The sequence below is a fragment of the Peribacillus sp. QJM3NY_7 genome, assembly GCF_056173225.1.
In genome coordinates this window covers 1,317,194-1,336,832 of the sequence record NZ_CM149663.1, presented here as the reverse complement: position 1 = coordinate 1,336,832, position 19,639 = coordinate 1,317,194, and the positions used below count along the sequence as shown (strand labels likewise).

Here is a 19,639-nt window from a genome sequence, read left to right as displayed (position 1 = left end):
CACTTCCAAAAAAAATAAAATGCCTGGAGGCTGTTTCCTTTTATATTTTTCAGTTCGTTTAGGATATAATTCCATTTACTCTTGGACACCTCAACTATAATTCCTAAAGTGATAAAGTTTAATTAACTCATATATTCTTCAACTCTTGTACCTGTTAGTGGAACAAGGTACTTACATTTAATCCCTGTAATTTTATTATATCATCTTAATGAACTAAACTGCCCCGATAGTTGCATAAGAAAAAGCTGCCTTAAAGACAGCTCCAATCTTCAGCTAACGCACCCTTTAGTTTAAGTACAATCATTCACAATCTCTATTAACTTCTCTAAAATTTTTAAGTTATGTACTAAAACTATACTTTGGCATCGCATAAAGTATAGAGGTTATTTCAAGTAAAATAAAACTGCCAAGTTGATTTTTAAAATCACTTATTTATTGAGTTCATTAGTTGGAAGAAGTATTCAGGTTTGTGAGTCTTATTTAGGTTATACCACGAGTGTAATGCATCTGGTGCAAATACATCTAATTTTTTCAGTACTTCCATCGCAAATTCCAAAGGAGCTACTCCTGATGCAGTAACCAAATTTTCACCCGTTACTACAGGTTCCATCTCATAAAAATTTTCTCCTTTATAATTAGGACAGACCATTTTAATATACTCTAAGCTATTGCTTGTATGCTTTCTAGAATCTAGATATCCCATATTCGCTAGTCCCTCAGTAGCACCACAAATAGCAGCAACAATAGTGCCAAGCTTTAAAGCCTCGCCAATTTTTTTCAAGATAGGTTGATGAATAGCTTCTCCCCAAGTATTCCCTCCAGGTAGAATTACAAGATCTTTACTATCAAAGTTACATTCATCAAGAGAAATATCTGGTTTTATACTCAGTCCCCCCATCGTAGTAATAATTTCTTTATTCGCTCCTACTGTAATTACTTTTAAAGGTGCTAAATCTTTTTTGAAATATCTTCCTGAATTTAGTTCAGCAATTAAATATCCATATTCCCAGTCTGACATTGTATTAAATACATATAGATAAACTTTTTTTATTTTCATCTACTAACACTCCAATCATAATTTTCATAGTTTATTTTTTCCACATCAAAAGCTACTCCACCAAAAAAGAACGTACGTTCCTTTTAATGCAATTATATGCCACAATTAACCAATAGTCAATTTCTTATGGAACTATCCTGCCCCTTTAGTTCCATAAGAAAAGGAGCTGCTGATCAGCTCCTAGTAATGAAAAGCACCCATTAATTTAATAAAATAAACCTACGAACTAATTTGTAATAAACATAAAAAATTGAATAAGCCAATAAATAACTAACTCCAGTCCAAATGATATTCCATTCATTTCTGTATACTATTTTATCTAGATACACCAGTATGCACTCTCCAAAGTTGTCACTAAAGTAAAAACTAAAAATGTAATAAGAATAGGCATTTTTTTATAATGTATAACGCAAATAAATAATTTAGATCTATCTTTCAACTTAAAATTGGACTTAATCTGTAAGATGCAATTTGTCATTTCATTACTCATTTAGGATACTTTTTTATTAATGTTTGAGTTAGACTTCAGAAACTGTAATTTTAATAGTGGTGGGGCTATTAAGAGGGCCAACCTTCAATCTCGAAATAGGAAATCATTTAGGCGAATAAAGCTACTTCTTTTTCTGTTGTACTTCTTGTTCCTCTTCTTCAAATGAAAATGGTGCAAAAAATAAAGTGCATTTCAATACTTCTTTTCGAATTTCTTTAGTAATTCGATAATTTCTGTTTGAGTATGACCATCCCAACCACGCGTTGCTCGTTCTAAACAACCATCTATAACTGCTCCGGTGTTAAGTAAAAATGAAGCAATATCAACAAAGCCAAAATAACACGCAATTAATAATGGTGTCTTGCCTAGACGGTCAGTTTTGTTAACAATCGCACCTTGATGAACCAGATGTTTAGTAAATACTAAATTATTGCTATGAACTGCCCAGTATAAAAGGCTCTGACCTTGAAGTTCCTCATTAAGATTGTGTGTTTTTAAAAATTCATTTAAACCATCTATATCTTCTCTACGTAATAAATCGAAAAAATCCATTTGTTAATTTCCCCCAAGTTTAATAAGAAAAATCGATTATTCAACTAAACTGCCCGGTAGTTTAATAAAATTTGTGGACTGTCTCATAGTCTTTGAAACAAAAAGACCACGTTTGGTTATCCCATTTGCGTACTTTTCCATTTAATTTTATTTTTATCCCTTTTTTTGTTGGAACTCAATATATCGTTCAAGGGTAAGAAGGTAATGCATTTTTGAATTCGGAAATTCCCTTTCAACAGTAACTTTCATACTAGGAGTAATCTCATTTTCTCCTTTATAAATTCCTCTTGCTACGATTCCATTAAAACGGCCTACATAATCTCGAGCTGACTTTTCACCTATTCGATATTTCTTCATCAGAAAATCCTTAAACTCCATCTTAATCCCCCATAAGGTAAGTCCTTTTTCTTAATGATACCTTACTTTCCGGTTCTATTTTTATATTGAAATTTCCCTATTCTCCAATAAAAACTACTCATCCTTTTATAGCGAAGTGTGTATCCCTATTCAACTAACCTATGCTCCGAGTGACATAAGAAAAAGGCTGCCTCATCACTACCTGTTATTGAAGTAAAGCACCCGTTAGCTTATTAAAATAATATTTATTGCTTGTCATCAGGTTTTTACAGATCACCCATTATTTTTTGATTCTTACTAATATGATTAGCTATATATAAAAGTAAACCAAAACCCCCGCCAACAAGTACCTTAAAACCTGAACCAACAGCTACCCACTCCAAGGCGTAAAAAATTATCACACCGAGAAGAATATATGAAAAAACTGTATTAATCTTAATCAAAATCCACCTTTTCCTTTATTTGACGTACAATATAAATTCTATTTCAAATGCATTATCCCTTGTTCCTTGAAAACGATAGGATTAAAAAAATATAATGTGTCGAAATTAATAAGCTAATTTAAATTAATAAATTCGATCAAAGAAGAAAAATAAATTAGCCTAAAACATCGAAGATTATCCAATGATTTAACAGCCTTACACTTATCCAATATCTTATTCCGGGACACTAACCGGCAGTTTTTTTTTTTCGAGTCCCCCCTTGAAAACGATTGTTTTTTAAAAATATAATGTTTCCGAATTAAATAAGTAAATTCAAATTAATTACTATTAAACTAATAAATTAGAACTAAGAGGAGAAATAAATTATGCCAAAAAACATCGAAGATTATCCAATGATTTTAACAGCCGTACACTTATCTGAAATTTTGATGGTGTCTAAGCCAACTGCTTATGAGTTAATGGAACAAAAATCTTTTCCACTTATTAAATTAGGTCGCAGCAAACGCGTGCTCCGTGATGAATTTTTTAACTGGCTGACGCAGCAACAAGTGAGCAGCTTATAAACCGTGAGTACGGAGTGGTCATATCACCAGCTACCTACTTACCTTACATAATTTTTATCAAACATTTACGGAGGTTAGCATAATGAGAGGTAGCTCAAAAAAGAGCGAAAACTCTTGAACATATAGTAGATTTTGAGAAAAATTCGCTAACAGGTGAATGTAGACAAAAAATATAAAGCAGACTCACACGCCAAAAAGATGCACAAGCAGCACTATTCAAGCTGCTATCTGAAAACTAGAGGAAAAGAGTGGCTTATAGAACCGAAAGTAAGTGGTCAAACTGATACTAGACCACTTGCTTTCCATTGTTCTAACACGAACTACAATAGGATATGGGGGCAAGCAATATGAAAGGCACTGTTAAAAAAAGGGGAAATACTTGGTCATATATTGTAGACATAGGAAGAGACCCGATTACAGGTAAACGTAGACAAAAAACAAAGGGTGGTTTTCCTCGTCAAAAAGATGCAGATGCTGCTCTTCGAAAGATTCTAAATGAGCTGGATGCAAATCGATATCTGGAACCGAGCAACGAATCATTTTCATCCTATATGGATTTTTGGTTTACGTCACATTATCAAAAAAGGATTAAAGAAACAACGGCCTCAAGCAGAAAGTATTTGATGGATAAGCACTTAATTAGGGAAAATCCTTTTGCCAACAAACCCCTTTCAAAAATTACGACCGAAGATATCGATGCTTTTTATAACCTCAAATTAGATGAGGAGTATAGTACGAGTACCATTAGAAAGTTACATCAGTTGTTAAATCAGGCATTCGGTCAAGCAGTAAAATGGAAAAAGATTAGTTCCAATCCGGTGATCAATGCTGATCCACCCTCGGTTAAAAAAGAAGAAATGAAGATATGGTCTTTTGATGAGATTGATTCGTTCCTTAATCAATGCAAGGGAGAACGACATTATCTAACGTTCTTACTCGCCATTTATACAGGAATGAGGAAAGGTGAGCTCCTTGGGCTAAAATGGAGCGATATTGACTTTGGAAAAAAATCTATCCGTATACAACGTTCCCTTTCTCACATCCCTAATAAAGGATATCTTTTATCAACACCGAAAACGAAAAAATCAAAACGGCAAGTCCCGATTCCTGATTCCCTTGTCAAGGAATTAAAGGCTCATAAAGAACGTCAAGAAACACAGAGGAAAAGGCTTGGTGAACATTATCAAGACCAAGACTTAGTCATTTGTACAGAGATCGGCACCTTACAAGATCCAAGGAACGTGTTACGTGTGATGAAGCGTATCAGTAAAGCGGCTAACGTGACATCCATTCGGTTTCACGATATCAGGCACACACACGCATCCATCTTGATCTCTGAAGGGGTAGATATCGTCAGAGTAGCGGCTCGTTTAGGACATTCGGATCCTACAATCACGTTAAAGAATTACGCCCATTTGATTCCAAACCAAGATGATGAAGTAGCTGATATTTTCCACAATGCTATTCAGAAGTCACGTTAGCAAAATGTGAGCAAATCACTATCATTGGTCTAAACGCATCCCGTAAGACAAAATAAAAAAAGGCCCAAATCCTTGTTATATCAAGGATTTAAGCCTTTGTTAGTTGATGACCTGTGAGGGATTCGAACCCACGACCCCTTCCCTGTCAAGGAAGTGCTCTCCCACTGAGCTAACAAGTCGTATGTAATCAAGCTCTATAGAGCTTGGTTTAAAACTTACTTAGTTGCTGACTTCTTTTCTGAACAAGATTTATTATATAGTGGTATTCAAAATAAAACAAGTAGTTTTGCTAAAAAAGTTTTTTTTCCGTAAAGTGTGGTCTTAGGCGTTAATCCCTGAAAGTACGATCTGACCCCCAAAATTTCTCGGAATAGAATCTACCTCACCTTTTTCAAGGAGAATCCAAGGCTCCTAATCATACGTTTACTCGACTTTAATTAACAAATATGATGTCCATTTACTCAATCTAAGACTAAAGCAGAAAGATCTTTACATTGGAGAAGGGAATCTAGCAGCCTGAAAGTTTGTTAAAGATGCTTCTGCTAAAATTTCTCCGTTTGCATCTGCGCTAAATAATACTTGTACCCGATCTCCTGCTTGTAACTGAAGGATTGTAGTAACCGATAGTCCAATAGGTCTTGATTTCTCCAAGAAGTCATTAACAATATCTAAATTATCTCCGTTTACGTTAATGGAAATGGATGCGACATATCCTTCTTTTGAAGAACTCCTTTTTTTGTCTTTTGAAGAATGATGTTTTCTGCAATAATCACAGTTGCAACTATTTTTACTGCAATAATCACATTTGCAATTATCTTTTTTGTTTTTTGAGGAATCATTGCTTTTACTTTTTGACGGACAAAACGAGACTTTTGCTGTTATCTCATAAATTCCATCCTTAGTTGGAATAAATGTTGATATGTGCTGATTATATTCATCCGCTAAATCAAACTGTTCAGTTTGGAATAAAACTTTTACAGAGGGAGTTAACGCTGCTTCGTATAGTTGTGGTGTATTCTTATTAGCCCTGAACGCAGATGCTCTTACTAGATTATGTTTCTTATTGTCACAGTGACAGTCATTATGTTTCTTATGGCATAAATGACAGTCATCGGTTTTCTTTTGCTCACAAATACAGTCACTGTGTTTTTTATGACAGCAATGACAATCATCCGGTTTCTTTTGATGACAAATACAGTCATTATGTTTCTTATGGCACAAATGACAGTCATCATCTTTCTTTTGCTCACAAATACAGTCATTGTGTTTCTTATGACAGCAGTGACAATCATCCGGTTTCTTTTGGTGGCAAATACAGTCATTGTGTTTCTTAAGACAACAGTGACAATCATCCGGTTTCTTTTGGTGGCAAATACAGTCATTGTGTTTCTTATGACAGCTATGACAATCATCCGGTTTCTTTTGGTGGCAAATACAGACATTGTGTTTCTTATGGCAGCTATGACAATCATCCGGTTTCTTTTGGTGACATATACAGTCATTGTGTTTCTTATGGCAGCTATGACAATCATCCGGTTTCATTTGCACACATTTCTTATTAAGATATGTGGTGTCTATAAAGGAATTACAATGTGAAATGGAATAATGATTTTTAATTATAATCACCTTTTTCTTTTTTTATTTTCGGGTTATTTTATTCATTAAAAGAAAAGATGTTTGTACATATGTTACAAATTTGAAAATAAATCTAACTCAAACAGCAAAAATCTACTGGATTATATATCTTATTAAGAAGGTGGTCGTTAACAATAAGGAAGGGATTTTTGTGGATATAATCGGGGAAACAGATTCTTTATTCTCAATCTGAAAATGAAGTGAGGTATAATCGCACTTCAGTTTTGGTTGATGAAGAACCTAGCTACTGCGATTCAAAGAGACCTGTTAGTAGAAAGGTCAGAAATTGAGTACATAAATCATTTTTTGTTTTTTTGTTAAAAACTCTACATATAATATTATTCCATTTACCCTCACAACAAGACAGAACGAACATTCGCTTTTCACTTGCATATAAAACGTACGTTCGCATATAATGATAGCAAGCAAGTCAGCAAAGGAGTGACCGGGAATGAAATATATACTTCGTAAACATATGGAAGAAAATGCTCCATTAGAAATAATTTATCTCTCCGAACAAGGTAAGATTACACAACGGAAAATCCAGGTGCTTGAAATTTATCCAGGCCATATTCACGCATTCTGTTTTCTAAGGCAGACAAAACGGACATTTAAAGTAGCCAACATCCTTTCTGCCCGCCTCATTAAGGCCAGGTTTTACAGGTCTGGCTGAACATTGCTCTTCAAGGTTCAACCTATTAACTCTTCTTCTTCCTGGATGTCCTTTTCCTGTTCAGTTAACGATTCCTCTTCATCTCTCAGACGATGAGCTAACCTTGAGGCGGCACTCGCGGCAATGCTTGCAACGATGTCATCCAGGAAGGTATGCACGATTCCTTCTTGCTTCTTATCAAGTTCGTGTATGACGCCTATTTTATTTTTATCCAAATGGCCAAAGGTTGTTACAGCAATGCTTCCATAACCGAGTACTGCACCAAAGGCAATCGTTTCATCCACTCCGAATAGCCCTTCATCCGATTCAACAATCGATTGCAGGGGTTCTGATAGTTTTTTTTGCTCTGCCAGTTTATCCAGCTCCACACCGACTAAAATGGCATGTTGAATTTCCCTTTTCAACAGGACACGCTCAACGCTGTCGATGCATTCCTCCAGCTTAAGATCAGCCTTGTACGGGAACTGCAATTCATAAACGATTTTTGCAATTGCCTCCACACTGACACCACGCTCCAATAATGTTCGTTTAGCCGCCTTTGTCACTTCCCTGCTGTGCACGTGTACATCTGCCATTTTATTCGCCACCTTTTTTTGTATTATTTTTCTATATCCTTGTATTATAGCACCTTATAATTTAAATTTTTAGAAAATATAACGAAAATTTTATATTCCAAATTCTTGTCGCGGGAAAAAGTTGCAAGGCTATGCTAAAATAATCAAGTAAGTTGTTTTTCATTATTAATTATCATTGAGGTGCGGGAGAATGAGTTTACGCAAAGGCACAATTAAAGAGTACATGTTTAAAAGCGAAGCTTTAGGAGAAGAATTGGAATTGCTTGTCTACTTGCCTGCTAATTATTCGCCATTGTATAAATATTCGCTTGTGATTGCTCAGGATGGCCGTGATTATTTTCAAATGGGCCGAATCGGTCGGGTAGCAGATGAACTGTTAGGGAACGATGAGATCGAGAATATCATCATTGTCGGCATTCCTTATAAAGACCGCTTTGACCGCAGGCGCAAATATCATCCGGACGGGGAACAGCATATTGCATACATACGTTTTCTTGCCCATGAACTAGTTCCGTTTTTAGATGATGAATTCCCAACCTATCAAATGGGACATGGTCGAACTTTGATCGGTGACTCTCTTGGCGGTACAGTTTCTTTATTGGCCGCTTTGCAGTATCCGCATACATTCGGTAAATGCATCATGCAGTCCCCGCTTGCCAATGAAGCAGTAATGGATGCTGTACGTAATTTTGAGGATCCGCATCTCCTCGAACTTTACCATGTGATCGGGACCGGTGAAACGGATGTACCGACGACGGATGGCAATAAGGCAAACTTCATAGAACCAAATAGGGAATTGCATAAATTAATAAACCAAAAAGGATTTCCTTGCTTCTATGAAGAATTTGAAGGTAATCATACCTGGAAATACTGGCAGGCAGATTTGAAACGAGCACTATTGGAAATGTTCTAATTACTCGAAATCATCTGTTTGGGATGGTTTCAAGAAAAAAACATGTCCAACTATAATACAACAATAAAAAATATCAGGAGGTTTTATTTATGAAATATGGTGTTGCAATTTTCCCTTCAAAAAAACTTCAAGATTTAGCTAACTCCTATCGCAAACGGTATGATACGAAGTATGCTTTCATACCACCGCATCTAACGCTTAAACCAACGTTCGAAGCGACGGATATGGAAATTTCAACAATCGCGGAACAATTAAAAGGCATCGCTCAAAAGTGCAGACCTTTTACGATGAGCGTAACCAAAACGAAGTCTTTCCAACCCGTAAGCAATACGATTTATTTCAAAGTAGAATTATCCGAAGGGCTTCAAGAGCTGCATGATGCGCTTAACAATGAGGATTTCATAAAAAGTGAAAGTGAACATGCATTTGTCCCGCATATTACAATCGCTCAAGATTTATCCGATAATGAGCATTCTGATGTTTTAGGCCAATTAAGCATGCTTGACATCAGCCATGAAGAAGAGGTGAAACGAGTTCACTTGCTGTATCAACTTGAAGATGGGGCATGGACCGTTTATGAAACATTTAGATTAGGAGCTGAATGATTTCGTGTTTGTAAAAATCGCAGAGAACAGCCAAGAGCTTGAAAACGCATATATGATTCGAAGAAAAGTGTTCGTCCAAGAACAAAACGTCCCTCTTGAAGAAGAGATTGATGAATATGAAAAAGATTCCACACATTTCGTTTTATATGATGAGCAGCATCAGCCAATCGGTGCCGGCCGCTTCAGGGTCATTGACAACATCGGTAAAGTACAGCGCATTTGTGTACTGTCATCGGGCCGTAAGAATGGTGCCGGCGCCATGATCATGAATGCTATTGAGGAATACGCAATCCAGCAGGAAGTGCCTCAATTAAAGCTTGATTCCCAAGTGCATGCCATACCTTTTTATTCTAAATTAGGTTATGAGATCGTTTCCGACGAATTCATGGATGCTGGCATTCCTCATAAAACGATGAAGAAAACCATTTTTTGATATAAAAAAGCTGTTCTTTCAGTCTTCTGATTGGACAGCTTTTTTTGTTCGTTCATGGACTTAAATTATCGTTTTATGAAAAAAACCATTTCCGTTCAATGGCAAACTCATCAAAAATACATAGTCTATATATAGAAAGCAAGAAGGAGGGAAAATTTTATGGGTAACAATGATTTTAACCTGGATGAGTCTCAAAAAAGACTGATGGAGCTGCTGGTTTCGAGGACTTTGAGAAAACATGGTTTCAAAAAGGAAAAGGTCGATCTAACTGAAAAAGAGAGAAACAACCTTAAAGAAACCGTTCGTTATTTACAAGAGCAATCACTAAAAATCATAAACCAAGAAAAGAACATCACGGAACATGATGTTAATCCAGTTACCAATTCCATTCACAACAAATTCACGGATTCCAAAAATAAATGACGCACCATATCACCTAATCACCTTACTTGCTGGCGAGAAATAAGTAAACCTAGACATAGCAGCACTTACATTTCATTCCTAAAGCTCCAGCTTCTTTATTATTCATCCCCCACACACTAATACTTTCTCTAAGTATTTAAAAAATAGACGAATGAACTGATTTATTCGTCCAACCCGATTAACCATCAAAGCATATTTTAATAGGGAATAAAACCTAAGGAGGAAAAAACAACATGAACCAAAATGTATATCGTAGCAATTGTAACACACATGATGACTCTGAAAGGTCATGGTCGGCTCTAGATTCCGCTTCCAGACATCCCCTTTCAGGATTCTGTAACGACGATGACACAAAGATTGACCAAGATGCAAGACAGGATAATAATCAAGTTCAGCTTTCTGAAGAACTTATTTACATTAAAGATTCTTGTAATGTAAATATCACTTCAACGGATGTTAAAGCGGCCCTCTCACTACAAGCTGCTCTACAAGCTGCAATTGCGGTCATCGTAAGCATTTCCGTTGCAGATGCTGATAATGCTGATAAGATCACTCAACAATTAATCCAATCTTCCAATGTTAAACAAATCACGCGCCAAAAAACAATTGTTGAAAACAGCCGTGATATCGACATTACAACAACTGATGCACAAATCGCTCTAAACATCCAACTTTTATTGCAACTATTGTTAGCCCTAATCGTGGAAATAGACATTCTTTAAGAAGTCAGCACAAAAAGGACACTTCACGTGTCCTCTTTTGTCTTTCTGGAGGAACTAGACAATTTCGTTGATGATCCTGCCTTTTCCTGTCATTCCAGCCGTTAAATCTTTCCTGACGCTCCTGCCCATTTCATGTTGATATGTGCCTGCTCCATATGCACTTACCCGAACATTATCTTGAATTTGATTTAATCCTTCAACGCTTTCCCTTTCCCTTTCCAACACCTGATCAAAACGGATGGGTTGAATGGGTGCCGCTCCTTTAACAATTCTTACTTTCCCTGCAGCTTCGACCGTCCGGTTGGCATATTGAATATAATCAAATTGTGTGACAGGTGCTATATATCCCATAGTAACCCCTCCTTATATCGAATTAGTTATGATGTCATTTAATTACCCTGCCAGAACAATATTTAAACATGATTTCCACATTCTTTTTTCCTAATCTTCTGGTATGATGAGTATTGCCGATATTTTTAATAGATTAGAGGTATCCATTTATATGAATCAAGCAAAATCTGGCAATGAAATCGTACATTTACATACCGTTTCAGCTGGTGAGCTGCAGACACTTTTTGAAAAAGGAAAACGTGATCAGCTTTCTTGTATCATTTGTCATAAACCAGTGAAATTATTTATTGGAATCCATGAGACACCTTATTTTTATCATAGCGACCCATCGCAGGGACCCTGTGAAATGCCAATTTCAGAATCCATAAATGAAGATAAGCCCTTAGAATATATGGAACAGAATGGATTTAGGATTCCAACATCACGAACCATTACTGAAACGAAAACCATTACCGAACCTTTCCTTAAAAGCCGCCCCATAACCGGCAATCCGAAATATTCAGATAAACCATATGACATGGCACAATCAGAGGAACCATACTTTCAAGAATTATCCTCTTCAGGGGTTGTTCTCGATGCAGAGCAACTCAAAGCGGTAATGACGATCGATGGACCCATCCTTGTCCTTTCAGGAGCAGGCAGCGGGAAAACCCGCGTATTGACGGTACGCACTGCCTATATGCTCACAGTGAAAAAGATTGATCCCAAAAGTATCATGCTTGTAACATTTACGGCGAAATCCGCAAAGGAAATGCAGCAGCGTCTGCTCGGTTATCCCTATATGACGCCCTCCCTTGTTTCTCAAATCGTTAGCGGGACCTTTCATAGCATCTTTTATAAAATCCTGATTTTCCACGAACCAGCCAAATGGCAGCGCGATTTCCTATTGAAGTGGGAGTGGGAAAAAGAAAAGGTATTGAAGCAGGCTGGCAGGGAATTGGAACTTGATGATAAGGAATTTGCATATGATCAGGCCCTTCAACAAATCGGGCTTTGGAAAAACTCTTTGGCCTTTCCAGAAGATATTCACCCTAAGGACGATTGGGAGAAATCGTGTTTATTTTTATATAAGAAATATGAAGAATATAAACAGCAAACAGGGAAGTATGATTTTGATGATATGCTTGTAGGCTGTTATGTATTTTTAAAAAATCACCCAGATTTTTTAAAGAAATATCAGCAAAGGTTTAACTATTTTTTGGTAGATGAGTTTCAGGATATCAATAAAGTTCAATATGAATTGATAAAACTCCTCTCTGCTGAATCAAAAAATGTATGTGCGGTTGGAGATGATGACCAATCCATCTATTCATTCCGTGGAAGCGATCCGAAGTATATTTTGAATTTCAATCATGACTTCCCTCGATCCCAAGTGGTGAAGCTGACGGAGAATTACCGCTCTTCCCATGAAATTGTCGCTACAGCGAACCGCTTGATCAAGCGAAACCAGAACCGGATGGATAAAAAGATGAGGGCACAGCATGATTCAGGAAATCCACCTGTTTTATTTTATCCTTATGATGAAGAATTGGAAGCGACGATGATCGTATCCGATATCCAAGAGAAAATATCCAAGGGAGCAAACCCTGGGGACTTTGCAGTATTGTACAGGACACACACGATGTCCAGGGCCATTTTTGAACGGCTTGCCGCTTCCAATCTGCCATTCGTCATTGAAAAGGATGCGGATTCGTTTTATATGCGCAAGGTCATTCGCGGCATGCTTGCCTTTATGCGCTTGAGTTTGTTCCCGCATGACAGCAAGGCAGCATCTGATGTCCTTTCCTCCCTATTCTTAAAGCAAAGTATATTACAAGAGTTAAAAGCAATGACAATATTGCAGGATTGTGACTTCATCGATGCATTTGCTTTTATTAAGACTGGACATGCTTTTCAAGAACGAAAATTAAAAAAGATTCCTGAACAGATTCGGTCTTTAAAAATTATGTCGCCACTTGTAGCGTTAGAGATCATCGAGAAAGATTTAGGATACCAGGAATATGTAAAAAAACGCGGTAATGATGCGAACCTGGAAAAAGGATCCGATGACATCCGTGACTTAAAGGTGGCGGCAAATCGTTTTCCAACCGTCGCCGCTTTCATTGAACATGTGGATCATATGACTGCGATGGTCCAAGAGATTAAACAGCTATCGAAACACTTTAAGGACGCCATACAGCTTACCACCATACATCGTTCCAAAGGGCTTGAATATCAAACCGTATATGTCCTTGCTGCTGTCGATGGCAGCATTCCTCATGATTTCGCACTTGAATCTTACCGAAAAGGGGAACTATCCCCTCTTGAAGAGGAAAGACGATTGCTCTATGTAGCGGCAACGAGGGCTAAAAAGGACCTTTACCTTTCCATCCTGCAAACTAGACGCGGACGGACTGCCCATCCATCACGTTTTCTGAAGCTTTGACCAAAAGCCGATACTATAAATCTTGCAAATGGACTTTTTTAGTTTAAAAAACTGCAGGCAAACTCGCTTTTTTTCAAGTTTGTCTGCAGTCTGAAGGCCTGCATGATAGCAGGCCCTTTTTCATTTTTTATTTATCATATTGGATATCGTCCCGAAATCAAGTTTATTCCCTTCAGCTACGATGGAATGAACGATTTTATCTTCCGTTTCCTTATTGACCGGTTTATTCGCTATTTTTGAAACACGCTTAATGACGTTTCTAACAGTTGTTTCATCTTTGAAGTTGGCTCCTTGCAGCGAGTTTGCCAATTCTAATACATCTTTCATATTTACGCCGGTTTTACCTTCTATGTTTTTAAAAAAGTTATTATCCATACTTAAGCCCCTCCCTTTTCTGTACCTATCCTATGGCATTATCAGAAAAAAGTGCTAGGCCCATACAAAAAAATAAAAGGAATAGGCTTCTTCTGCCTATTCCTTTTACGCCTTAGCAGAAAGAAGCCCCTACAATGATCAATAGGATGAACAATACAACGATTATCGCGAAAGTAGAACCGCCGCCGTATCCTCCGCCATATCCGCCGCCGTATCCATAACCGCCGCCGCCACAACAACCGTAGCCACCAAAACCAAACATACATATCACCTCGCTCTCGCTAAAGCTTACTGATAACATATGTAGGTCTGGACAAATATGTATAGGCCATGTCCCATTCCAAGGCTGCCTATTTCGCTAATTTTATCCTTTTGGCCTGAAAACCAATGCTCCGATGAATCCAAAAATGATTGCTGCAGAGATACCGGAACTCGTAATTTCAAACATACCTGTCAGTACGCCAACGAGCCCATGTTTTTCCGATTCCATCATCGCCCCGTTCACCAGCGAGTTCCCAAACGAAACGATCGGTATGGTTGCTCCTGCACCGGCAAAGTCCACCAGCGGCTCATATAAATCAAATCCGCCAAGAACAGCACCTATTACAACGAATAAGCTTAACGTATGTGCCGGGGTCAGCTTAGCAACATCGAAAAGCAGCTGGCCTACTACACAAATCAAGCCACCGATGACAAAGGCCCAAAAAAACATTGCTAACATCGAAATCCCTCCTTTTTCATGAATTCATCCCATACTCAATGGACACTGCATGGGCGATGCACGGAATCGTATCTTTTTGCTGGACGGAAAGCGGCGACAATAACGCTCCTGTTGCGACAAGCAGGATTTTTTTATATTTACCGGAAATCATTTCATTTAATATATGACCGTATAAAACGACTGCCGAACATCCCGCACCGCTCCCGCCAGCCAAAACAGGCTGGTCCTTTTTAAAAATCATCAATCCGCAATCCTTGAATTTTTCCTGATTGATATTACAGCCCTTTTGTTTCAATAAGTCATGGGCTGTCTCACTCCCTATTTGACCTAAATCCCCAGTAATGATGAAATCATAATCATCCGGGGTCAAACCAGTATCTTTGAAATGGGCAAGTATCGTATCGACTGCGGCCGGGGCCATTGCTCCCCCCATGTTGAAAGGATCTTTCAATCCCATGTCAATGACCTTACCAATAGTGGCCGAGACAATATGTGGATATTCCCCTTGCTTGCTTCCATTAGGAGCAACCAGCGCCACCCCTGCTCCTGTTATCGTCCATTGGGCTGTAGGTGGCTTTTGCCCGCCATATTCAGTTGGATAGCGAAATTGTTTTTCAACAGCTGCATTGTGGCTCGATGCACCTGTCAACACATAGTTAGCCCCGCCATAATTAGTGATGAAGGCAGCTAGAGCAAGACCTTCCATCGATGTGGAACAGGCTCCAAACAAGCCGAAATATGGAATTCCATTGGTTCTTGCCGCAAAGCTTGTCGGTGTAACCTGATTGATTAAATCACCAGCCAAGAAAAACTGTACCTGCTCCTTATCAATCTCCCCTTTCTCCAATGCAAGCTCTACCGCTTTCTCCATCAAATGGCGATGAGCCTTCTCATATGAATCCTGCTCCATCCATAAATCGTCGTATAGAATATCGAAATCACCCGCGATTTCTCCATTAGCTTCAAAAGGCCCCCCTGTTACCCCTGTTTCCAAGATGACCGGTTTATTGGTGAACATCCATGTTTGTTTTCCCTTTAACACCGCTTAGCCCCCACTCATTAGGTAAATCGTTTTTATCAACGCCACGACAAAGGCTGAAAATACTCCGAATAAAATAACCGATCCTGCCAATTTAAACATATTGGATCCTACTCCAAGTACAAAACCTTCCGTCCGATGTTCGATTGCTGCAGAAATGACTGCGTTACCGAACCCAGTGACAGGGACGGCACTCCCTGCCCCAGCAAACTGGCCAATGCGGTCGTAAAATCCGAAACCGGTCATCAAAAGGGCCAGAAACACCATGGTAGCCGTTGTCGGACCTCCAGCTGTCTGCTCTGTAAAGTTGAAAAAATAAATATAGAAGTAGGAAATGGCTTGTCCCACTATACAGAAAATGCCACCTACTAAAAAGGCCTTCAAACAATTCTTCACTATTGGTCTTTTAATTTCATGCTTCCCTTGAAGCTTTTGATACGCATCCTGTATTGGGGTCGTTTTATCCTTGCCGCTCATGTGTTGAACCTCTCTTCTAAATTAATTCTTTTTGAAGTTCTTCAATTTCCTTGAACTTCTTCCTTGCCTTTTTCTCGGGAACATCCTTTTCCTTGAGTAACTCGTTCAACCTTACTGATTCCAAAAAGATTTTATAATCGCTTGAAACAATAAAATCATTCTCGGGAAACTTTTCTTCCAGATTTTCAGTCACAGTCTTTTCGATTTTCTTCATATGAAAACGTTGTAAGTGCTTAACTTTATAAGCGACGATAATCTTTTTCCCGTTTTTCACGACGATCACGTCATAGATTGTGTCTTCATTAGCAACTGTTTCCTTTACCTTTGAGATCAGTCCCTTTTCATCCTTCTCATCCATTCCATTAATGATATCCATCGGTTCAGGATTCGTACGTTTAATCATCGCGAAATTCTCCGTTTTTCCATCATTCTGATTGCTGCACGCCGTAAGCACACACAAAACAACTATAAAAATCAGCCAGCTTCCCTTAAAATATCTTCCTTGTCTGAACATAGAATCACATCCTAATTTATCGTTCTATTGTTATTTTCTTGTTTAACGGTTTTTTTATGAATGGTAGGATTAGGAAATAAAAAACCCTTCCAAAATGGAAAGGTTTTTTCACTCAATAGCCTTTATTTTTATTGTTATTATTACAGCCACAATCTTTCTTGATTTTGATTGGCTGATCTTTTTTTATCGGTTTTGCATATGCCCATGGATTATTCTGTTTCTGATTCAATTCATGACTCCTCCTTTAAGATCTATATCATTACTATATGAATGATTAGACAAGTTGTTTCCAATCAAATGTCCATAATTTTGCTGATTATGACCTCAATTATCGCTCCTACTGCTGCAACGGCAAGGATCAATATCAGTACGTCGCCTATAAACCAATGTTGGATATAAAGGAAAACCAGAAAAAGGCTGACCCAGACACCCACACACCAAAAGCAACTTAGCAATTGACCAATCCACCCCAGCAGACCCTTTTCCTTGGGCATTAAAAATATTTCCACAATTCCTTCTTCATTTTTTTCCTCTATCTCTTTAAAAAAGGGGCTGCGCAGCGGCTCCATGATTTTATCGAAAACGATCAAGCGTGTCAGCCTGAAGGAAGCCAAGCCTAATATGATAAATAAGGTAAATTCACTTTGTGGGGGAAACATTTAATATTGCTCCTTCACTTGGATTCTTCAATTATTTTGGCATCGATGATATCCGGCAGACCCACGAAACGGATATGGTTCCCTCTTTTAATTTTCACTGATTCCCCTCTCATGCCCAACACATGAAACCGAAGCTTTTCTCCGTTAATTACAGCCTCACATAATGGTTTTGGAAAACCTTGGTGATTGGATAGGCGGGAGATGATGTCACGGGAAGATTCTTTCTTCTCCACCTTTTTCCTTTTTCTCTTAACTGGCTTTTCATTTTCCTGTTCAATTTGTTCAGGATGTTCCATTTTTTCAACCGGAGCTTGCTCAGGGACATATTCTTCCGTGATTTTCCTTAATCCCGTAATCTCTTTTTCAATTTCCATCATGGCATCATAAACGCCAAATTCGCGTTTGACCTGTTCGATTTTTTCTTCTTTATGCTCGGCCTCTTCCTGAAGTTCCGGCTCAGCGCTGTCTTGAGGTTTAGCCTTTTTCGTTCGAAAATCACTTTGCATATTTCCACGCAGATCTGATATTTTTGCTTGATTGACATATATAAGTGGTTTGGATTCCTTATCGCCATTTTTCCCTGACATGAAAACCCTCCTTAATATTTCAGAATATCCACGGACTGCAGCTGTTCCATTTGGTATTGGACAACTTTTTTCCCGAATTTATGCCTTATGAACAAACTGGATTCTTTTTTTTGTTCCAATTTCCCGAATAGTGTACGGTCATTGATAATGAACTTACAAACAGGCTTAGGTGCAAAGGCTGGAAGTCGGGACAATAGCTCCACCAATTCCTCGGCGGTATATGAAGTATTGATATTTTTTCCATGTAAATTGATATGTCTCTTCAGCGTATTTTGTATAGTTTGTTTTCCATCAGCACAAGGCACACCAATTTTTCCCACGTCCATGATACCCCTCCTTCTTTTTCTCGAATAGGGTTGAAAGCAGCTTTATGCCGATTCTCGCAAACAATGAATATCCGCTCTATGTATCATTTATATGAAACTCACCCTTCTTTATGCTGTAGATGTGACACTCCTTCAAAAAAGGACATCAACCAAGCTTGGATATGTTGGGCATTAGTGGAGAAAACTAATAAATAATGGCTGTTAAAGGAGGAGCTCCGAAGATGAAAAAAAGCGGAAAAATTTCAACTGTACAACTATCTTTAATCGTGATCACGGCTGTCGGTTTAAAAAATCATGTCACGATCCTTCCTCATTTACTGCCAAGTGCAAAACGGGATGGATGGATTTCCGTACTGCTTGCTCTAGGATTGATATTGATATGGTGTTTACTTTTGTTTTACATACACAAATCCACCGGACAGACCAACATATTTGTATGGGTGGAAACGAATATCGGAATGGCATCAGGCAAAATTTTATCCATTGCCACGAGTATCTTTTTCGCTTCATTAGCTGCAGTGTCGTTGAAAGAGATGATTGTGTGGACAAAAGTTTCCTATTTGCCCATAACGCCACCAATTCTCGAAATAATCCTTTTTACGGGATTATGTTTTTTTCTTGCTTCCACTAACATTCAAACGATTGTTATCACGAACACATTCGTACTGACTGCGGTAATCGTTTTTGGAATATTTGTGGCGATCGCAAATATTCAATTTAAGGATTTTTCACTATTAAAGCCCATTATGGAAAATGGTTGGTCTCCAGTTGTTTCTGGGATGATTTATCCTTTGTCCGGACTCATTGAGTTGATTGTCATATTATTCATGCAGCAGAAAGTCCATGGCCAATTAAAATTCAAGGCATTTACATTAAATGCCATTATCCTCACCTGGCTAATCCTTGGACCCCTAATTGGTTCCATTACGGAGTTCGGTCCGCTGGAGGCTTCCAGACAAAAGTATCCGGCTTTTGAACAATGGGGACTGGTGACTTTAGGCAGATTCATTGAGCATCTTGATTTCCTCTCGATTTACCAATGGTTAACCGGAGCCTTCATAAGAGTATCGTTTTTCTTATTCTTATCACTGGAAGTGCTATCCATAAAAAAAAGCGAAGCAAAACGATTTTGCTACTTGCCTATTCAATTTTACTTATCGTCGCCAACGCATACAGCTTCAGTGATGTAATTTTATATCACATTATCGGAGCATTTGTCATGCCGATTACGTTCTGGTTCTTT

General features: G+C 38.1%; 27 protein-coding genes and 1 tRNA gene. 11 read left to right on the top strand and 17 right to left on the bottom strand.

The window, feature by feature from the left end; all coding sequences use genetic code 11:
• Positions 1-424: 424 nt before the first annotated feature.
• The 4 genes from AC0VX1_RS06460 to AC0VX1_RS06445 form a co-directional block, all read right to left on the bottom strand.
• Positions 425-1,057 carry a type 1 glutamine amidotransferase family protein gene (locus AC0VX1_RS06460; RefSeq protein ID WP_475470448.1) on the bottom strand — a complete coding sequence of 211 codons (633 nt, stop codon included), beginning with the start codon at positions 1,055-1,057 and terminating at the stop codon, positions 425-427.
• A gap of 682 nt (positions 1,058-1,739) precedes the next feature.
• Positions 1,740-2,099: an ankyrin repeat domain-containing protein gene (locus AC0VX1_RS06455; protein ID WP_475470446.1), complete on the bottom strand. Its 360-nt coding sequence runs from the start codon at positions 2,097-2,099 to the stop codon at positions 1,740-1,742.
• Positions 2,100-2,252: 153 nt separating this feature from the next.
• Positions 2,253-2,477, bottom strand: coding sequence for a hypothetical protein (locus AC0VX1_RS06450; protein ID WP_283930179.1), 225 nt, complete (start codon positions 2,475-2,477; stop codon positions 2,253-2,255).
• A gap of 245 nt (positions 2,478-2,722) precedes the next feature.
• Complete coding sequence (locus AC0VX1_RS06445; RefSeq protein ID WP_475470444.1) at positions 2,723-2,899, bottom strand: hypothetical protein; 177 nt, start codon at positions 2,897-2,899, stop codon at positions 2,723-2,725.
• Between the two features lie 365 nt (positions 2,900-3,264).
• Here AC0VX1_RS06445 and AC0VX1_RS06440 point away from each other — a divergent pair, with 365 nt between their 5' ends.
• Positions 3,265-3,462 (top strand): helix-turn-helix domain-containing protein, encoded by a 198-nt coding sequence (locus AC0VX1_RS06440; RefSeq protein WP_100533856.1) that lies wholly within the window; start codon positions 3,265-3,267, stop codon positions 3,460-3,462.
• Positions 3,463-3,809: 347 nt separating this feature from the next.
• The gene (locus tag AC0VX1_RS06435; RefSeq protein WP_475470441.1) at positions 3,810-4,943 is read left to right on the top strand and encodes a site-specific integrase; all 1,134 of its coding nucleotides are present in this window, start codon (positions 3,810-3,812) and stop codon (positions 4,941-4,943) included.
• Positions 4,944-5,050: 107 nt separating this feature from the next.
• On the opposite strand, the gene AC0VX1_RS06430 is transcribed toward AC0VX1_RS06435, so the two are convergent.
• Both AC0VX1_RS06430 and AC0VX1_RS06425 read right to left on the bottom strand, forming a co-directional pair.
• A tRNA-Val gene (locus tag AC0VX1_RS06430) sits at positions 5,051-5,122 on the bottom strand.
• A gap of 310 nt (positions 5,123-5,432) precedes the next feature.
• Positions 5,433-6,164, bottom strand: coding sequence for a hypothetical protein (locus tag AC0VX1_RS06425; RefSeq protein WP_475470439.1), 732 nt, complete (start codon positions 6,162-6,164; stop codon positions 5,433-5,435).
• Between AC0VX1_RS06425 and AC0VX1_RS06420 the strand changes: the two genes are divergently transcribed.
• Together AC0VX1_RS06420 and AC0VX1_RS06415 are read left to right on the top strand one after the other, a co-directional pair.
• Positions 6,156-6,539: a hypothetical protein gene (locus tag AC0VX1_RS06420; protein WP_475470437.1), complete on the top strand. Its 384-nt coding sequence runs from the start codon at positions 6,156-6,158 to the stop codon at positions 6,537-6,539. The genes AC0VX1_RS06425 and AC0VX1_RS06420 overlap by 9 nt on opposite strands.
• Positions 6,540-7,029: 490 nt before the next feature.
• A complete protein-coding gene (locus AC0VX1_RS06415) occupies positions 7,030-7,251 on the top strand; it encodes a hypothetical protein (RefSeq protein WP_034314444.1) in 222 nt (73 codons plus the stop codon).
• Positions 7,252-7,268: 17 nt separating this feature from the next.
• Here AC0VX1_RS06415 and AC0VX1_RS06410 read toward each other — a convergent pair whose 3' ends face one another.
• On the bottom strand, positions 7,269-7,826 hold the full coding sequence (locus AC0VX1_RS06410; RefSeq protein WP_475470435.1) for a phosphatidylglycerophosphatase A family protein: 558 nt from the start codon (positions 7,824-7,826) through the stop codon (positions 7,269-7,271).
• 190 nt (positions 7,827-8,016) lie between these two features.
• On the opposite strand from AC0VX1_RS06410, the gene AC0VX1_RS06405 reads away from it, so the two are divergent.
• The 5 genes from AC0VX1_RS06405 (at position 8,017) to AC0VX1_RS06385 (ending at position 10,922) form a co-directional block, all read left to right on the top strand.
• On the top strand, positions 8,017-8,739 hold the full coding sequence (locus tag AC0VX1_RS06405) for an alpha/beta hydrolase (protein WP_475470433.1): 723 nt from the start codon (positions 8,017-8,019) through the stop codon (positions 8,737-8,739).
• Between the two features lie 89 nt (positions 8,740-8,828).
• Positions 8,829-9,344 carry a YjcG family protein gene (locus tag AC0VX1_RS06400; protein WP_034314450.1) on the top strand — a complete coding sequence of 172 codons (516 nt, stop codon included), beginning with the start codon at positions 8,829-8,831 and terminating at the stop codon, positions 9,342-9,344.
• Positions 9,345-9,348: 4 nt separating this feature from the next.
• Positions 9,349-9,777: a GNAT family N-acetyltransferase gene (locus AC0VX1_RS06395; protein WP_034314452.1), complete on the top strand. Its 429-nt coding sequence runs from the start codon at positions 9,349-9,351 to the stop codon at positions 9,775-9,777.
• Positions 9,778-9,936: 159 nt separating this feature from the next.
• Entirely contained in the window at positions 9,937-10,200 is a 264-nt protein-coding gene (locus tag AC0VX1_RS06390) for a hypothetical protein (RefSeq protein ID WP_034314453.1), read from the top strand.
• Positions 10,201-10,433: 233 nt separating this feature from the next.
• On the top strand, positions 10,434-10,922 hold the full coding sequence (locus AC0VX1_RS06385) for a spore coat protein (RefSeq protein ID WP_063577043.1): 489 nt from the start codon (positions 10,434-10,436) through the stop codon (positions 10,920-10,922).
• A 54-nt stretch (positions 10,923-10,976) separates the two neighbouring features.
• Here AC0VX1_RS06385 and AC0VX1_RS06380 read toward each other — a convergent pair whose 3' ends face one another.
• A complete protein-coding gene (locus AC0VX1_RS06380; protein WP_475470431.1) occupies positions 10,977-11,273 on the bottom strand; it encodes a hypothetical protein in 297 nt (98 codons plus the stop codon).
• A gap of 151 nt (positions 11,274-11,424) precedes the next feature.
• Here AC0VX1_RS06380 and AC0VX1_RS06375 point away from each other — a divergent pair, with 151 nt between their 5' ends.
• Positions 11,425-13,698 carry an ATP-dependent helicase gene (locus AC0VX1_RS06375; protein WP_475470429.1) on the top strand — a complete coding sequence of 758 codons (2,274 nt, stop codon included), beginning with the start codon at positions 11,425-11,427 and terminating at the stop codon, positions 13,696-13,698.
• Between the two features lie 120 nt (positions 13,699-13,818).
• Here AC0VX1_RS06375 and spoVIF read toward each other — a convergent pair whose 3' ends face one another.
• The 9 genes from spoVIF to AC0VX1_RS06330 form a co-directional block, all read right to left on the bottom strand.
• Complete coding sequence (spoVIF, locus tag AC0VX1_RS06370; protein WP_034314458.1) at positions 13,819-14,073, bottom strand: sporulation-specific transcription regulator SpoVIF; 255 nt, start codon at positions 14,071-14,073, stop codon at positions 13,819-13,821.
• Positions 14,074-14,185: 112 nt separating this feature from the next.
• Positions 14,186-14,335, bottom strand: a complete 150-nt coding sequence (locus AC0VX1_RS06365) for a YjcZ family sporulation protein (protein ID WP_082609450.1) — start codon at positions 14,333-14,335, stop codon at positions 14,186-14,188.
• A gap of 102 nt (positions 14,336-14,437) precedes the next feature.
• Complete coding sequence (gene spoVAE, locus AC0VX1_RS06360; protein ID WP_057278904.1) at positions 14,438-14,794, bottom strand: stage V sporulation protein AE; 357 nt, start codon at positions 14,792-14,794, stop codon at positions 14,438-14,440.
• 16 nt (positions 14,795-14,810) lie between these two features.
• Positions 14,811-15,836, bottom strand: a complete 1,026-nt coding sequence (gene spoVAD / locus AC0VX1_RS06355; protein ID WP_278089579.1) for a stage V sporulation protein AD — start codon at positions 15,834-15,836, stop codon at positions 14,811-14,813.
• Between the two features lie 3 nt (positions 15,837-15,839).
• Positions 15,840-16,310, bottom strand: a complete 471-nt coding sequence (spoVAC, locus tag AC0VX1_RS06350) for a stage V sporulation protein AC (protein WP_057278902.1) — start codon at positions 16,308-16,310, stop codon at positions 15,840-15,842.
• A 16-nt stretch (positions 16,311-16,326) separates the two neighbouring features.
• Positions 16,327-16,824: a YhcN/YlaJ family sporulation lipoprotein gene (locus AC0VX1_RS06345; protein WP_057278901.1), complete on the bottom strand. Its 498-nt coding sequence runs from the start codon at positions 16,822-16,824 to the stop codon at positions 16,327-16,329.
• 293 nt (positions 16,825-17,117) lie between these two features.
• Positions 17,118-17,483, bottom strand: coding sequence for a DUF1360 domain-containing protein (locus AC0VX1_RS06340; protein ID WP_034314467.1), 366 nt, complete (start codon positions 17,481-17,483; stop codon positions 17,118-17,120).
• A gap of 14 nt (positions 17,484-17,497) precedes the next feature.
• A complete protein-coding gene (locus AC0VX1_RS06335; RefSeq protein ID WP_369315629.1) occupies positions 17,498-18,070 on the bottom strand; it encodes a hypothetical protein in 573 nt (190 codons plus the stop codon).
• 11 nt (positions 18,071-18,081) lie between these two features.
• Positions 18,082-18,396, bottom strand: coding sequence for a hypothetical protein (locus AC0VX1_RS06330; RefSeq protein ID WP_475470423.1), 315 nt, complete (start codon positions 18,394-18,396; stop codon positions 18,082-18,084).
• Positions 18,397-18,617: 221 nt separating this feature from the next.
• On the opposite strand from AC0VX1_RS06330, the gene AC0VX1_RS06325 reads away from it, so the two are divergent.
• On the top strand, positions 18,618-19,586 hold the full coding sequence (locus tag AC0VX1_RS06325; RefSeq protein ID WP_475470421.1) for a GerAB/ArcD/ProY family transporter: 969 nt from the start codon (positions 18,618-18,620) through the stop codon (positions 19,584-19,586).
• Positions 19,587-19,639: the final 53 nt, after the last annotated feature.